Genomic DNA, 14,527 nt, shown 5'->3' on the forward strand with positions numbered 1-14,527 from the left:
AGCAAATTTATGCTATCACAACTCAATGCCGTTAATATCGGTAGTTAATACCTCGCTCATATAATCAAAAAACGGGCGCATGTTTTGGTAGGTTTCATCGGCTTTAGCCAAAAAATCAGTGCTCAAAACTTCATCATCGGTAAAATGCCGCATCAGCAAAAACTGTTTATACCGTAACAGGTCAATAGCTTCATGATCGGCGGCAAAACCTTTAGGCGCTGTTTTTACCTGCTCGCCGTGCAAGGTTTTAAATGCAGCAACAAAAGGCCCGCTGTTTAAAATTGCCCTTAACGGGGATGCATCAAAAGCGATATCATTCCTGATCAGTTTCAGATCCTGCGGGTTAGGGCCGAAAAAGCCGCCAGCTACAAAACTGCTGCCCGGCTCAAGGTGAAAATAATACCCGCCGCGGCGGTATTTGGTGGCCCGTTTAAAGCTGCCGCTCCAGTGTGTTTTATATGGAGTTTTATTGTTTGAAAAACGTGTATCACGATAAATACGATACAGGCTCTTTTTACCCGATGGCGTTTCAATAACATCGTGCATATTCATTTTTTGCAGCAAAGCATCGGCGAAAGCTTCCAAATTAAGCTGCTCTTTTTGAAATTCGTCTTTATGAGCGGCAAACCATTCGCGGTTGTTATTTTGCTTTAGCTCATTTAAAAACCCGAAGCCAGAGGCGTTGATCTGCATGTTAGTCATTGAAAATTATTATTCCATAAAAGTAGCAGATTGACAAGTTATCCCCGTCATTACACTGCCATTTGCGGTGGGTACCCGGCCCTGAAGGTATTCACTATCGATTTTGGTGTTAATACGCTGACCATCTTATCCTGCGGGAAAGCGATCTTTTGCTGATAACCAAAAGGCGTCCATTGATAGATCTGCCCATTGGCAACCAGGTAAGGCTCGTCACCTATCGCGATAAAGGCACCATTGGGTAATGTATCCACCTCATCCTGGTAAGTTACTTTTTGCTTATCGCGACCGATCCTTTCCCGGTGAATGATCTCGTCGATTTTAGCGATGGATGTTTTATCGTTATAGCCGTACTGGGGATTACCTTTCAGCCAGGCTTGCTTAAACCGCTGATGATCGGCGTAGCGGCATTGAAAACAAGGCCGGTGCCCGGCCGAAAATGCAGTCGCTTCGTCCAGAAAGAAAAGCTCGGTCCAGCGGTCGGGCATCATCACTTCCCGATGGCGGCCCCTGAACTCCAGCATACAAATTATCCAGGCCTTGAGTTTAAAAGGGCGTACTATCTCCTGCTCAGCATTATGGATCACGCCGCGGTTACCCAGCCAGGCACCACGCGCCGGTGTTTTGATCAAATTGCCAAAAGGGTCAACCCGGTTTTGCAGCATTGTTATGATTGATAACTGCCAAACAATTTATTGAGATCGGCATAGGGTTTTGCCTCGTTTGCCTGGCTAAAAGTACCTTTTTGTGCTACCTCTTCAATCGCCCTGAAAAACGCCCCGTAGGCCGACCGGATCAAATACGAACCTAAGCTTACCCGTTTAACGCCCAGGTCTTCCAGTTGGGTTAATGAAAAGCCGGTGCCCGCCAAACCCATCACTACATTCAACGGTTTTGGCGATACTGCTTTTACCACGGCAGCTATGTCTTCGGCAGTGCGCAAACCCGGCGCAAACAATACATCGGCACCGGCATCAGCAAAAGCTACTAACCTGTTAATGGTATCTTTCAGATCGGGCCTGCCGTAGATGAGATTTTCGGCACGGGCCGTTAGCGTAAACGGATAGGGTAAACTGCGGGCGGCAGCAACAGCGGCCTTAACCCGCTCAACCGCCAAATCAAACGGGTAAATATGCTCATCAGCGTTGCCTGTATTATCTTCGATCGAGCCGCCGCACAAGCCGGCTTTAGCACCTAATAAAATAGTTTCGGCGCAGGCTTCGGGGTCGTGGCCAAAGCCATTCTCCAGGTCGGCAGCTACCGGCAAGCTGCTTGCCGCAACAATGCTTTGTACGTTTTGCAAGGTTTCTTCCCGGGTAATGGAAGCATGCCCATCGGGTTTACCTAACGAGTAGGCCAGGCCGGCGCTGGTAGTGGCCAATGCCTCAAAACCCAGTGTTTGCAATACCCTTGCCGAGCCTGCATCCCAGGGGTTAGGGATCACAAAAATACCCGGGCGCTGATGCAGCTCCCTGAAAGTTTCGGCTTTTGCCTGTAAGAAAGAGACTGTCGGTATAGTCATAAGTAAAGGTATTTAAAGCTAAATTAAGGAAATAAACAAAAAGCCCCCAAACCATTGAGGGCAATTTTGCAGCTAGACATCGGTGTAAGGTATTTTAATTATTGATTATTTGGGCTAATTGATATTCCGGTTCAAACCGGTTATTTATTTGCATGTGTAACACAGCAGATGCATGCCAATGGTTGCTTTGTATAACTATTTTTTTGTGGCGACTAATTTATTCCCCCCAGGCAACCTTATGATAACCCGGCTTGTCATGCAGTCGAAAAACAAATTAAATATCGACCTATAAAAAACTTACAACGATGAAAACTAAAAACTGCTTTATTTTTCTCTTAATTGCTGTAATGGGATTGACGGCATGTGTAAAATCTGTAGAAAACCCCGCAGTTGTTGCAAAAAACACGCAAAAAAAAGAGGCTGGGGCACCTACCGACGTCAATAGCTTTAATCTTATTGATACGGTTGTATACGTCTCGGGCGAGGTAACGGATACGCCGACCAATAGTACAAATGCGGTTTATTGGAAAAATGGCGTTATGAAGCAACTATCATCTTCAGGAACAAATGTTTTTGCAACTACAACGGGCATAGTTGTTAATGGCACCAATGTTTATGTAAGCGGTTATTATGCTACGGAAGCAGGAGTTACCGGTGTGTACTGGGTAAATGGTGTCGAAAAAAGACTGCCTGATCACACTATTGCAAATGCCATTGCTGTAAACAGTGTTACCGGATCTGTGTATATAGCAGGCGATATCATAAACGCAGCCGGCTCCCATCAGGCCGCGCTATGGCAGGATGGGGTGGAAACCCCACTCACAACTGCATCAAATACATCCAACGCAAACGGAATATTTCTAAGTGGGACAGATGTTTATATTGCCGGTGACATCAACTTTTCGGCAGTTTACTGGAAAAATGGTGTAGCTACCAGTTTAAGCCCTGGCCTATCCGGTACTGCACGGTCGGTTTTTTATGACGGCACTGATGTATACACCGCCGGCCGGGTAAACCCGGAGCCGTTTACCACCGCGGCAACTTTTTGGAAAAATGGCCTCACAAAGCTATTAACAGGTGCACCTAACCATGCGGAAGCCTACGCTATTGCAGTTGGAGAGTCTAATGCCTTCATCACTCACACCTATGTAGTTGGTTATAATATTGCTGTTGCAGACGTTGCAGGTGCGTATTGGCAAGACGGGGTACTTAAAACTATCGCCGGGAGTTCAGGATTGAACGCCGTTACTTTGTTAGGCAATGATGTATATATAGCCGGTTTTGCAGATGGTGCCGCATATTGGAAAAATGGCGTAATGAAAAAACTTGCGCATAACGGAGAGGTTAGCGGGATCCAGGTGGTAGCGGCGCGCAAGCCTGTACCGGTGATAGGCCGGCAATAAAAAGCGATGATCCTGCATGTGGCAAGATCATGGAAGGAACCCTGAAATTTCTACGAGCATCATTTGATTCTCATGTAAAATCCGGGCTTCCAGGTTTGATCCTGGAGCCCTTTTTGTTCGCCATAAGCGATAATCAAAATACCGGATTATTGATATAGCCAAAATATCCTAACTTTAGATATCATTTCAAAACCATGAGAAGAATTGTCTTGTTTATCTTAATTTTCGCATCATTAAATACTATGGCTCAATTTAAACCAATCCCATCGGGTGTATACCATTGGGCTGATATACCGGTAGTAAAAAGCAGCGACCGTGAAGGCCGTAAAATTATGGAAGGTACCACCGCCGAATTTAGTTATTTTGAGGTACATGCTACCACGCAATACAAAGGCGCCATTTCAAAACCGCCGCACGCACAAACCGATATTGAAGAACTGATATTTGTTAAAGAAGGTACCCTGAAATTTACCATGGGTGCAAACAGTAAGGTTTTAGGAAAGGGCAGCATTATTTTAATACCCCCGCATGAAATGCAGGCCATACAAAACGTTGGCGACGGATTGCTTACCTATTACGTGATCATGTTCCGCTCAAAACAACCTATGGATATGGAACGTTCGGCTAAAGCAGGCGGACCGGTAATGCTTAACGGCGACTCGCTAAAATTTGTTCCTTCGGCCAAGGGTGGCGGCATTAAATATTTTGAAAGGCCAACCGCTATGCTCGACAAACTCGAAATGCATATTACCGAACTGAAAAGCAAGGGCCCAAGCCATGCGCCGCACTCGCACATCGATACCGAACTCATTATTATGCTGCAGGGCGATACCGAAATGACCATTGACGGTAAAACCTATCAGGCTACAGCCGGAGATATTTACCTGGCCAACAGTAACGAATTTCACGGCATCAGCAATACGCAGGATGCTACCTGCAGGTATCTGGCAATAAGGTGGAAGTAAGGAGAGATTTGCCCACGAATAATCATATCGCATCTATTTCACACTTTTGCCTATCTTTGCAGCAATAAATCAACTACTACCCAACATGTGATCAATAATTTCTTTCAGAAAAAATAAAACTGCAGCGGTAACCCGCCCCTGCCATTTATTCACACTAAAAGAATTTACACATGCTGATCCTTCAGGATATTACCTATATACATCCCGACCGGGAACTGTTGTTTTCCGGTATCAATTTCATCGCTAATCCGCATCAAAAAATTGCTCTTGTGGGCAACAACGGCACGGGCAAATCTACACTGTTAAAGCTTATGGCAGGTGCCTTAACGGTTTCGGGTGGAAACATTAAAGCTACTTCTGTCCCTTACTATGTGCCGCAGGTTATGGGGCAGTATAATGATTGCCTGGTAGCCGAGGCTTTATTAATTAACGACAAGCTCAAGGCACTAAACGGAATTATAGCCGGCGAAACAAGCGAAGAAAACTTCCGCATACTTGACGATGACTGGACCATAGAAGAACGCTGCCGGGAAGCCCTTGCCTATTGGCACCTGGACGAGTTAAGCCTGTTACAGCCAATGGCTACCCTTAGCGGAGGACAGAAGACCAAAGTTTTACTCGCCGGTATCCGTATCCATCAGCCTGAGATCGTGTTGCTTGATGAGCCCAGCAATCATCTTGATGTTGAAAGCCGCAGTTTGTTGTACGATTATATCCGGAACACCAATCAAACATTAGTTGTGGTAAGCCATGACCGTGCTTTATTAAACCTGTTGCCTACCGTATGCGAACTCAGTGAAAAAGGCATCACCACTTATGGCGGCAATTATGATTTTTATGCCGAACAAAAGCAGCTGGAAAACGAAGCGCTGCAGCAGGATCTGCAAAGCCGTGAGAAAGCCTTGCGTAAAGCCCGGGAAACCGAACGGCAGGCCATTGAACGGCAGCAAAAATTAGATGCCCGTGGTAAAAAGAAGCAGGAGAAAGCCGGTTTACCAACCATTATGATGAATACCCTGAAAAACAAGGCCGAAAAAAGCACATCCAAATTAAAAGGCGTACACGCCGGCAAAATAGACGCTTTAAAACAGGATCTTTCACAATTGAGGGCCAGCCTCCCGGCAACGGATAAGATGAAAATGGATATGCAGCACTCCATGCTTCACAAAGGGAAGGTATTGGTTACCGCCAGGGATATTCAATTTGGGTATAAGGATAAGCAACTTTGGAGGCAGGCTTTAAATTTCAGGATAGCCAGTGGTGAACGTGTAGCCATACAAGGCGCTAATGGGTCGGGTAAAACTACGCTGATCAATTTGATCATTGGGAAACTTGAGCCCGAAAGCGGCACTATTACCAGGGTTGATCTTAAGGCGATCTACATTGACCAGGATTATTCGCTGATCAATAACACGCTCACTGTTTATCAGCAGGCACAGGCGTATAATTCGGGCGCATTGCAGGAGCATGATATCAAGATCAGGCTTAATCGTTTTTTGTTCATCCCCGAAGACTGGAACAAACCTTGCAGCGCCCTGAGCGGCGGGGAAAAAATGCGGCTGATGCTCTGCATGCTCACCATAGGTAACCAGGCACCGGATATGATCATATTGGATGAGCCCACCAATAACCTCGACCTGCAGAACATCCGCGTTTTAACAGATGCCGTTAACGAATATGATGGTACGCTGGTTGTGGTTTCGCACGATCAGTATTTTTTACAACAGATCGGGATCGAAGCCACAATAGATCTGCAATAAATCATGAAATATTAAGCAGATATTATCTAACCATTAAAAAAAGAACAGCCTATCCGGTTTCTTTTTTAAAATACACTGCCAATCAATATCTTATACGGGCATCACAAAGCAAGCAAGCCATTATGTTCACTCTATATTTTTTTATAAAAAAATATATAATTAATTTTAGCAGTACATAATATGTTGTGTAACCTAAACCCAAAATCACTATGTCAGAAGCATCAAACCATCCATTTACGGGCGCACGTATCCTTAGTCCGGCTGAAGCCGAAAATGTAAACATTGGTCCATTAGCCAAATTGATAGGCAAATGGCAGGGCCTTGTTCCGGCCGATCAAAGCAATATAGCCAGCGGCTGGAACGTTATTTCGGTACCCGGACCGGGCAGGCCCAATTTCACTTACGAAGTGATCCCATACACAGAAAATCTCACCTTCTCGCCTGCTGTTATACAGGCCGGAAACCGGGGGCCAGTGATAGACGGGAACCAGGTTGACCAGAACATATACGGACTGATGTACGAACAGGAGATCATCAGCGCCTGCCCGGCGGACGCGTTCAGCTCCAGCCGTGGTTTTATTGCAGGCACGCCTATTCATGCCGAAACCGGGCTGATACTGCTGCTTGGTACGCCAAACGGCGGCTATACCATTGCGCGCCTGTCAACCATACCACATGGAAACGCGTTACTGGCGCTGGGTGCTTCTTCGGTACAAAATAATCCGGGAACTGATTTTATTCCGAAAGCTTCGGCCATCCCAACTAATATTGACGGCACGGCAGTTGGACTTTTGGATTATGTACAGCAGATCACGCCTAATACCCAGTTCCCCGGTATCTTTAACCAGGTAGATCCGAATACCTTCCTTACATCGACATTGAAAGATGTGGTGGGTACCGGCTCCATCACCAGCATGACTACCTTTACAATGGATACCCGCGCCCCAAATACTGATGGCGGCATACTCAATATCCCTTTTATTGCCAGTAACGTTACCGCCACCTCGATGGACGCGATATTTTGGGTTGAAGAAATTGAAGGCGGAACAGAAACCGAACTTTTGCAATACACGCAAACCATTAACCTGGTATTTCCTCCGGCGGGTCTGTCGTTACCGATCACATGGCCGCACATTACCGTTAACACACTGGTTAGGGTTTAATGATCCGGATACATGGGTATTTAGCACAAAAGCCTTCGACAAATCGAAGGCTTTTGTGCTCATATATAGAAGTTCCTTATCTGCTACTTATCAGTTTACTTTTGCCGACCAGGCCGGAAACTCTTTATCGATCAATTTTACGGGCCAATCGCCATACCAACTGTAACCGTTTCGGCGCTCGTAAGCCAGCTCGCTGAACTGATACACTTTAACGCCATCGCGGTTGCAAAAGAACGGGCGGTTGGTGTCGATATCATAATACCGTGCCCACATAAAAGCTGCCGGATCTGCTTCTACACGCTTATCGCTGCCTTTTGGAGTTCCGGGCGAATCAAAGCGCACTACTTTATAACCAACTATCTTCACATCCTTTAACCATTGCACGGCAGCATTAACCGAGGCTTTGATCTCTGGTGATGGGTTGGGCTGGCTCATCAGGAACCCGACGATCCCTACTGTCTCTGCTCCGCTGATCGAGGGTAATTCATAAGCACGGGCTTTTGCGGGTTGCAGCGTTTTTTCGTTGTATTGCTGGCACCAGGCGGTGAGTTTACCGTTCACTTTGATCTGGGTGTTGAGTATGCACTGCACACCTTTTTGTACGGCTTTTGCAGCCGGTGCAACCAAACCCTGATCAACAATATCAAAGCCATTTTGCCTGTTGGCAACATCCTGAAGTACGCGTAAGGCATTGATCATCGCGTTATCGTTGTAAGTGATCTCGTTGCGATAAAGGCCATGATCCGGATAATATTGCGGGAAGCCCCCATTGGCGTACTGCGCTTTGAGCAGATAGCGGATACCATTCTCGGCGGCGGCAAGGTATTTAGGGTTAGGAACCGTTTTATAAATTTTAACCAGGTACCTGATCTCTGTTTTAGTGGCCTCATTATCGATAGTGGCCGCTCCCTCCTGCACCTCTGCGGCGATCTGTGCTTTGTCGGCGTCAGAAAACACCTGGTTGTAGGAAAACGCCTTACCACGGAGCTGTTTGAACCAGCCGCCGGAAGACCGCTGAAACAACAGCATATTGTCGGCCTGCAGATCCTGGGCCAGGCAGGCGCCTGCGGTGGCAGTTATTAAAAATGCGATTAAAGCAAATTGTTTGATCGATAACATAAGATTTTTGTTTGATTGGTAGACGGGTTTTCAGGATCAGCGTTTAATGTTAGTGAAAAAAAATCAATGATCACAGATCTATTTTTATGTTCCGGAATCTTGGTAATTGAAGTTTAGGTGCGTTTATCTAAGCTTTTTTCACAAATTCAGACTTTAGGGCCATCGCACCAAAACCGTCTATCTTGCAGTCGATATTATGGTCGCTATCCACCAAACGAATGTTTTTAACTTTAGTACCCGCCTTTATGCCATGTGGTGAGCCTTTAACGGGCAGGTTTTTGATAACCACTACCGAGTCGCCATCCTGTAAAATATTGCCGTTGCTATCTTTCACAACAAACTGCACATCAGCTTTAGTATCTTCTTCGGGGTTCCGCTCGTGGCCACATTCAGGGCAGGCAAGCAGGCCGTCCATTTCATAGGTAAAAGTTGATTTGCACAAAGGGCAAGGGGTAAGTTCCATCATTATTAATTTTTTTGCTAAGATAATGTATCATCATTACTTCAAGCTTACCGGATCCAATCCGGCCCGCCATTTCCAGCCCCATGTTGTAATTATAACGGCCTGGGTAATTTGATATTGCGCTCTCAAAATTATAGTTAAAACCATGCTTTTTTGTGCAGGATACCTTATAATTTTGACCTCACAGTAAGGATCTTCATGCCCGAAACACACGGTTAAATTGATCTCATGTCAATGAATACTGTGGTGTAAAAACGCACTCAAAACAATAATTAATAATGAGAAAAGATATGATTGAAACCGGAAAAACAGAAATTTTAGAAAGTGGTCCGTTTTATCATGGAACTAAAGCGGATCTGCAAATTGGTGACCTGCTGACTGCCGGGTTCAGATCTAATTACCACACCGAAGTAATGATGAATCATATTTATTTCACTGCGTTGCCAAATGGCGCAGGGCTTGCTGCAGAATTGGCTAAGGGACCCGGGCGCGAACGGGTTTATATTGTAGAGCCGACGGGGAGTTTTGAGAATGACCCGAACGTTACCGACAAAAAGTTTCCGGGTAATCCAACCCGGTCATACCGAAGCAAGGCTCCATTGAAAATTATTGGCGAGGTAACTGATTGGGTAAGGCTAACACCCGAAGAACTACAAACCTGGCGCGAAAAACTGGCGAAGATAAGATTGGATCCGGAGGCAAAGATCATTAATTAATGTGGTTCAGACTTTACGTATAGCCAGCACACCAGGCCTACGCAACAGTGGCAGAAAAATGTTTATCTGCATTATTGCATAGTTCGCTTGTCCTAAAGACGCAAGTGGGGATGCTTGTGGGAGCGAGACGGGAAATATGTGATTTTACGAATTGGGGATTGATAAGGTGCACTATATTATTAAATAATATTTATACATTTAAACCGTAATCTTAAAAAAATGATTAGCCGATTCGAAGTCAAAAATTTATTTGGAGTTTTCAATCACAGCATTCCTTTAACTGATAACAACGACATAACGTTAGTTATTGGTGAAAATGGCCTCGGGAAAACTATCATATTGAAATTAATTAAGGCGTTTTTTGATAGTAATTTTCTTTTACTAAAGGATTATGTCTATGATGAATTCACTATTTGGTTCACTGACAAATCAAGAATTATAGTAAAAAAGCAGCTTACGGAAACAGAATGTTCCATACATTTTGAGTTAAAGCAACCTAAAGTAAAAAAAACGCAGACTTTTACTTTCTATTCTTTTGACAAAAACAGTAAGAAAGTGAGAATGTCACGTTTGGAAGACCAGCGAAGGCTTGAGCGGCTGTTATATGAAAGAGATCTTTTTGGAAATGACAGACGTTATTATACCAGTAACGACGAATTACATTATTTTGTAGATAGGTTTCTTCCTAGCCAAATAGAACGAATTGCCGCTAATAAATGGATTGATAATACAACTGGGTCAGCTTTTAGTTACCAAGAGTTGCTATCTAAATACACAAAATATTTCCCACCCGAAATTCTACAGAGATTTGGAGAAGGAATTCCTGAATGGTTAACTTTAATTACCGGGTCTATTAAAGTAAAATTAATCGAAACTCAAAGGTTATTAATGCAGGCTGATGAAGGTAAATATCGGCCTTCTGTAACAAATTATTCAAATCAATTAGTTGAAACAATCAAAAATAAAAGGTCAGAATCAACTGACCTTGGATCAAATCTTGATCGTACGTATCCCAATCGTGTTGTCAATAATATTGCTAAATCTAAAAATATCACAGAAAGTTTTATCACAGAAAGTTTTTTGTCACTAAAAAACAAGCGAGCTCTTTTGAACGATGTTGGGCTTTTGGATACTGAAGAAGACGATTTACAACCTAATATTAATAGTTCTTTTAAACAAAAAGTATTAAAGGAAGTGCTTTCGATTTACATTGAAGACAGTAATAAGAAATTATCTATATACGATGATTTAGCAACGAGAATTAAATTACTTCTTGATATAATTAATAAACGATTCACTTACAAGAAATTAAGTATAGATAAGAATAAAGGCTTTGTTTTTACTTCAACCATTAATGGTAAGGAAATTCCTTTAAGCGGGCTTTCTTCAGGAGAACAACATGAATTGGTTTTGTATTTCGAACTATTATTTAATACTAGTAAAAATTCTCTGTTATTGATAGATGAACCTGAAATATCTTTGCATATTTCATGGCAAAAGCAGTTCATAAGAGACTTGAGTTCAGTAACTACATTAAATAACCTGACTGTAATTATTGCAACACACTCCCCCGATATTATTGGCAATCATTGGCCATTGACCGTAGAAATTAGAGGAATAAATTAAAAAGGTGGTAGAGCACATAAGCCCAGATCGCATCGCAAACGCGATCATGCAAGATAAATCATTTGTAGGAACATATATTTTAGTAGAAGGTAATAACGATTACACTTTTTATCGAAAATTTGTTAATAATGATTTATGTGAAGTGCAGGTCACTTTCGGAAAACAAAATATACTTAATGTAATAAAAATCTTACAAGACAGGGGATTTACAAATTCGATTGGAATAGTGGACTCTGATTTCAGAAATATTAGTGACATATCGGAAAATCCTGATAATATATTTTATACCGATGAACATGATATTGAAACGACTATTATTAAATCCGAGGCATTTGATTCTTTAATTGATCAATATTGTGAAAAGGGACGATATAACGATTTTATTAAAGAAAATAATGACGAAGACTTGAGGAAGATTTTGTTGAAATTGCTTGTTCCATTAGGTTATTTAAAATGGGCTAATCAGCGCGAAAAATGGGGGCTTTTATTTAAAGCTAAAAATATGAGTGGCCCGGAACTAAAAATTGAAGATTTCATACCGGTTGCAACAATGCAATTTTTGGGGTATGAAAAAATGATTAATACCGTATTTAATTATTCAAGGGGGAAAGTAAAATTTGATATAAAAGAAGATTATGCTTTCAAACACGTTGAAGCTTTAAGTACAACTTTGCGTGTTGATGATTATCAACTTTGCAATGGGCATGATTTTTCTTATTTGTTTTCCCTCGCTTTGAGAAAGAAAATATCAAATTATAATTCAAAGGCAATCCCGGTGGAACAAATCGAAAAAGATTTAGTGTTGGCCTACGATTCCAGTCAATTTAAGACTACTAATCTTTATTCTAGTATAGAAAAGTGGCAAACGCTGAATAGTAAAATAATATTAAAATTCTAATCATACCATTTAATTCCCCACTCCCTCAAACCTCCCGCTTGTATATATCTTGTTACAAGTGTTAAAGCTTCGCCTTTGTTGGTATTATCACCAACAAACCATTAAAACAAAAAAGCCTGCCAGATTTCTCTAACAGGCTTTTGTTGTGGTACCAACTGGGATCGAACCAGTGACACAAGGATTTTCAGTCCTTTGCTCTACCATCTGAGCTATGGTACCCTTCCGTTTGGGATTGCAAATGTAGCGTGTTTTTTTATTTATCGAAACTTTTTTTGAAAATTCCTTACAGGTAGCTAAAAACGCGGCCCAGGGGCGTTTTTATTTAAAAAAACATTTTACCTTTCGGATGATTTAACTAATTTCGATTTAAATACTATGCATGCATAATGATAGCACAGATCCTATTTTTTGTCATCCTGGCTGCAGCCATCTACCTGTTCAGCAAAAACGTAATCAAGGTTAGGCGCAATATTTTACTGGGTAAAGATACCAACAGGAACGATAACCCTGCCCTGCGCTGGAAAACGATGGCTAAAGTTGCCCTGGGCCAAACCAAAATGGTTAAACGCCCGTTTGCCGCGTTGCTGCATTTGTTTGTGTATGTTGGTTTTGTGATCATCAATATCGAGGTGCTGGAGATACTGATCGATGGATTGTTCGGTACGCACCGGATATTTTCCGGCTTTCTTGGCGGTTTATATGGTATGCTGATCGGAGGCTTTGAGGTGCTGGCCATTTTGGTATTGCTATCCTGCGTGGTTTTTCTATGCCGCCGTAATATTGCGCATTTAAAACGCTTTAGCGGAACGGAAATGACCTCATGGCCAAAATCGGATGCCAATTATATCCTGATCACCGAAATATTGCTGATGACGGCCTTTTTAACCATGAATGCCGCCGATCATAAACTACAACTGCTCAACTTCGGGCACTACATCAAAGCGGGCAGCTTCCCGGTTAGCGACGTGCTTAGCCCATTGCTGCCTAATACTCCGCAAGCGTTAGAGATGATCGAGCGCGGCTGCTGGTGGTTCCACATTATCGGGATACTGGCATTTTTAAACTACCTGCCGTATTCAAAGCATTTCCATATCCTGCTGGCATTTCCGAATACGTATTACTCCAACTTAAACCCTAAAGGTAAATTCACCAACATGGATTCGGTTACTACCGAAGTTAAGGCCATGCTCGATCCGTCGTTTGTTCCTGAAACATTGGGCGAACCAGGTCGTTTCGGTGTTAAAGATGCTACCGACCTGACCTGGAAAAACCTGATGGAAGCTTATACCTGTACCGAATGCGGGCGCTGTACATCGGTTTGCCCGGCTAATATTACGGGTAAGCTGCTCTCGCCACGTAAAATTATGATGGATACCCGCGACCGGATAACCGAGATCGGTAATAACATCGATAAAAACGGCGCTGATTTTAAAGATGAAAAGGCGTTACTGGACAATTACATTACCCGCGAAGAGCTTTGGGCCTGTACAAGTTGTAATGCCTGTGTTGAGGCCTGCCCGGTAAATATTAATCCACTCGAGATCATTACCGAAATGCGCCGCTATATAGTGATGGAAGAGAGCCAGGCACCGGCCAGTTTGAACAACATGTTTGGCAATGTGGAGAATAACGGAGCGCCATGGAAATACAGTCCGGCTGATAGGTTTAACTGGGCCAATGAGGGTTAATAGCAAGGAACAAGATGTTACACGATACCGAAGCCATCGAAACCAGATACCAACTGTTTATAGAACAGGCCGCTGCTGCGGGATTGGTTTGGGGACTAAAAAATAAAGGCGGATTTGCCAACTCTACGTCGGCCGAAGATGAAGACGTTACGGTTATCCCCTTTTGGTCGGACAAAGCGCTGGCCAAGGCCTGTGCCCGCGACGATTGGAAAGGTTATTTACCAGTTGCTGTTCCGGTAGTGGAGTTTTTGGAAAGCTGGTGTACGGAGATGGCCGAAAACGGCATGCTGGCAGGTGTAAATTGGGATGCCAATATGCTTGGCAAAGAGGCGTCTCCTTTGCACTTAGTGCTTGATATGCTAAACAAATTGAAAGCAGATAACTCTGCCATTAAATTTGAGAATTACGGAAGCATAGATGATTTTATAGCACAAACAGCCGAAGTGCCTGAGTAGTGATGTGCAAATGATAAATAATTTAAGAATTAATAAACGCGATGGAAAAC

Annotated in this window: 14 protein-coding genes and 1 tRNA gene; 9 read left to right on the top strand and 6 right to left on the bottom strand. The window is 43.2% G+C overall.

The window, feature by feature from the left end; translation table 11 throughout:
• Nucleotides 1-15 precede the first annotated feature (15 nt).
• The 3 genes from ACFGVR_RS00675 to ACFGVR_RS00685 are packed head-to-tail and all read right to left on the bottom strand — an operon-like array spanning nt 16 to nt 2,221.
• A complete protein-coding gene (locus ACFGVR_RS00675) occupies nt 16-693 on the bottom strand; it encodes a DUF2461 domain-containing protein (RefSeq protein ID WP_448700388.1) in 678 nt (225 codons plus the stop codon).
• Nucleotides 694-752: 59 nt separating this feature from the next.
• Nucleotides 753-1,364 carry a hypothetical protein gene (locus tag ACFGVR_RS00680; protein ID WP_448700390.1) on the bottom strand — a complete coding sequence of 204 codons (612 nt, stop codon included), beginning with the start codon at nt 1,362-1,364 and terminating at the stop codon, nt 753-755.
• Nucleotides 1,365-1,366: 2 nt separating this feature from the next.
• The gene (locus tag ACFGVR_RS00685) at nt 1,367-2,221 is read right to left on the bottom strand and encodes an isocitrate lyase/PEP mutase family protein (RefSeq protein ID WP_448700392.1); all 855 of its coding nucleotides are present in this window, start codon (nt 2,219-2,221) and stop codon (nt 1,367-1,369) included.
• A 305-nt stretch (nt 2,222-2,526) separates the two neighbouring features.
• Between ACFGVR_RS00685 and ACFGVR_RS00690 the strand changes: the two genes are divergently transcribed.
• The 4 genes from ACFGVR_RS00690 to ACFGVR_RS00705 all read left to right on the top strand — a co-directional run bounded on the left by ACFGVR_RS00690 (nt 2,527) and on the right by ACFGVR_RS00705 (nt 7,512).
• Nucleotides 2,527-3,624, top strand: a complete 1,098-nt coding sequence (locus ACFGVR_RS00690; protein WP_448700393.1) for a hypothetical protein — start codon at nt 2,527-2,529, stop codon at nt 3,622-3,624.
• A 242-nt stretch (nt 3,625-3,866) separates the two neighbouring features.
• The gene (locus ACFGVR_RS00695) at nt 3,867-4,589 is read left to right on the top strand and encodes a cupin domain-containing protein (protein ID WP_448700395.1); all 723 of its coding nucleotides are present in this window, start codon (nt 3,867-3,869) and stop codon (nt 4,587-4,589) included.
• A gap of 170 nt (nt 4,590-4,759) precedes the next feature.
• Nucleotides 4,760-6,349 (top strand): ribosomal protection-like ABC-F family protein, encoded by a 1,590-nt coding sequence (gene abc-f, locus ACFGVR_RS00700; RefSeq protein WP_448700397.1) that lies wholly within the window; start codon nt 4,760-4,762, stop codon nt 6,347-6,349.
• Between the two features lie 209 nt (nt 6,350-6,558).
• The gene (locus ACFGVR_RS00705; protein WP_448700399.1) at nt 6,559-7,512 is read left to right on the top strand and encodes a heme-binding protein; all 954 of its coding nucleotides are present in this window, start codon (nt 6,559-6,561) and stop codon (nt 7,510-7,512) included.
• Nucleotides 7,513-7,602: 90 nt separating this feature from the next.
• Here the strand turns inward: ACFGVR_RS00705 and pelA are convergent, their stop codons facing one another.
• The gene (gene pelA, locus ACFGVR_RS00710) at nt 7,603-8,631 is read right to left on the bottom strand and encodes a pectate lyase (RefSeq protein ID WP_448700401.1); all 1,029 of its coding nucleotides are present in this window, start codon (nt 8,629-8,631) and stop codon (nt 7,603-7,605) included.
• Nucleotides 8,632-8,758: 127 nt separating this feature from the next.
• Nucleotides 8,759-9,097 carry a zinc ribbon domain-containing protein YjdM gene (locus ACFGVR_RS00715; RefSeq protein ID WP_448700403.1) on the bottom strand — a complete coding sequence of 113 codons (339 nt, stop codon included), beginning with the start codon at nt 9,095-9,097 and terminating at the stop codon, nt 8,759-8,761.
• Nucleotides 9,098-9,372: 275 nt separating this feature from the next.
• Here ACFGVR_RS00715 and arr point away from each other — a divergent pair, with 275 nt between their 5' ends.
• From arr to ACFGVR_RS00730, 3 genes are all read left to right on the top strand, one after another.
• Complete coding sequence (gene arr, locus ACFGVR_RS00720; RefSeq protein ID WP_448700405.1) at nt 9,373-9,810, top strand: NAD(+)--rifampin ADP-ribosyltransferase; 438 nt, start codon at nt 9,373-9,375, stop codon at nt 9,808-9,810.
• Nucleotides 9,811-10,029: 219 nt separating this feature from the next.
• Nucleotides 10,030-11,436, top strand: a complete 1,407-nt coding sequence (locus ACFGVR_RS00725; RefSeq protein WP_448700407.1) for an AAA family ATPase — start codon at nt 10,030-10,032, stop codon at nt 11,434-11,436.
• Between the two features lie 4 nt (nt 11,437-11,440).
• Nucleotides 11,441-12,334: a hypothetical protein gene (locus tag ACFGVR_RS00730; protein ID WP_448700409.1), complete on the top strand. Its 894-nt coding sequence runs from the start codon at nt 11,441-11,443 to the stop codon at nt 12,332-12,334.
• A gap of 146 nt (nt 12,335-12,480) precedes the next feature.
• On the opposite strand, the gene ACFGVR_RS00735 is transcribed toward ACFGVR_RS00730, so the two are convergent.
• Nucleotides 12,481-12,553, bottom strand: a tRNA-Phe gene (locus ACFGVR_RS00735).
• A 167-nt stretch (nt 12,554-12,720) separates the two neighbouring features.
• On the opposite strand from ACFGVR_RS00735, the gene ACFGVR_RS00740 reads away from it, so the two are divergent.
• Together ACFGVR_RS00740 and ACFGVR_RS00745 are read left to right on the top strand one after the other, a co-directional pair.
• Nucleotides 12,721-14,022, top strand: coding sequence for a 4Fe-4S dicluster domain-containing protein (locus tag ACFGVR_RS00740; protein ID WP_448700411.1), 1,302 nt, complete (start codon nt 12,721-12,723; stop codon nt 14,020-14,022).
• A 14-nt stretch (nt 14,023-14,036) separates the two neighbouring features.
• A complete protein-coding gene (locus ACFGVR_RS00745) occupies nt 14,037-14,477 on the top strand; it encodes a DUF2750 domain-containing protein (RefSeq protein ID WP_448700413.1) in 441 nt (146 codons plus the stop codon).
• Nucleotides 14,478-14,527: the final 50 nt, after the last annotated feature.

This window comes from Mucilaginibacter aureus (assembly GCF_053514885.1).

Excerpts from the sequence above, each read along its gene's own strand:
- ACFGVR_RS00690 (WP_448700393.1), top strand. The coding sequence starts at position 2,527 with ATGAAAACTAAAAACTGCTTTATTTTTCTCTTAATTGCTGTAATGGGA.
- ACFGVR_RS00685 (WP_448700392.1), bottom strand. The coding sequence starts at position 2,221 with ATGACTATACCGACAGTCTCTTTCTTACAGGCAAAAGCCGAAACTTTC.
- ACFGVR_RS00715 (WP_448700403.1), bottom strand. The coding sequence starts at position 9,097 with ATGATGGAACTTACCCCTTGCCCTTTGTGCAAATCAACTTTTACCTAT.
- abc-f (WP_448700397.1), top strand. The coding sequence starts at position 4,760 with ATGCTGATCCTTCAGGATATTACCTATATACATCCCGACCGGGAACTG.
- ACFGVR_RS00705 (WP_448700399.1), top strand. The coding sequence starts at position 6,559 with ATGTCAGAAGCATCAAACCATCCATTTACGGGCGCACGTATCCTTAGT.
- ACFGVR_RS00695 (WP_448700395.1), top strand. The coding sequence starts at position 3,867 with ATGGCTCAATTTAAACCAATCCCATCGGGTGTATACCATTGGGCTGAT.
- ACFGVR_RS00675 (WP_448700388.1), bottom strand. The coding sequence starts at position 693 with ATGCAGATCAACGCCTCTGGCTTCGGGTTTTTAAATGAGCTAAAGCAA.
- ACFGVR_RS00725 (WP_448700407.1), top strand. The coding sequence starts at position 10,030 with ATGATTAGCCGATTCGAAGTCAAAAATTTATTTGGAGTTTTCAATCAC.
- ACFGVR_RS00745 (WP_448700413.1), top strand. The coding sequence starts at position 14,037 with ATGTTACACGATACCGAAGCCATCGAAACCAGATACCAACTGTTTATA.
- arr (WP_448700405.1), top strand. The coding sequence starts at position 9,373 with ATGAGAAAAGATATGATTGAAACCGGAAAAACAGAAATTTTAGAAAGT.
- pelA (WP_448700401.1), bottom strand. The coding sequence starts at position 8,631 with ATGTTATCGATCAAACAATTTGCTTTAATCGCATTTTTAATAACTGCC.
- ACFGVR_RS00740 (WP_448700411.1), top strand. The coding sequence starts at position 12,721 with ATGATAGCACAGATCCTATTTTTTGTCATCCTGGCTGCAGCCATCTAC.
- ACFGVR_RS00680 (WP_448700390.1), bottom strand. The coding sequence starts at position 1,364 with ATGCTGCAAAACCGGGTTGACCCTTTTGGCAATTTGATCAAAACACCG.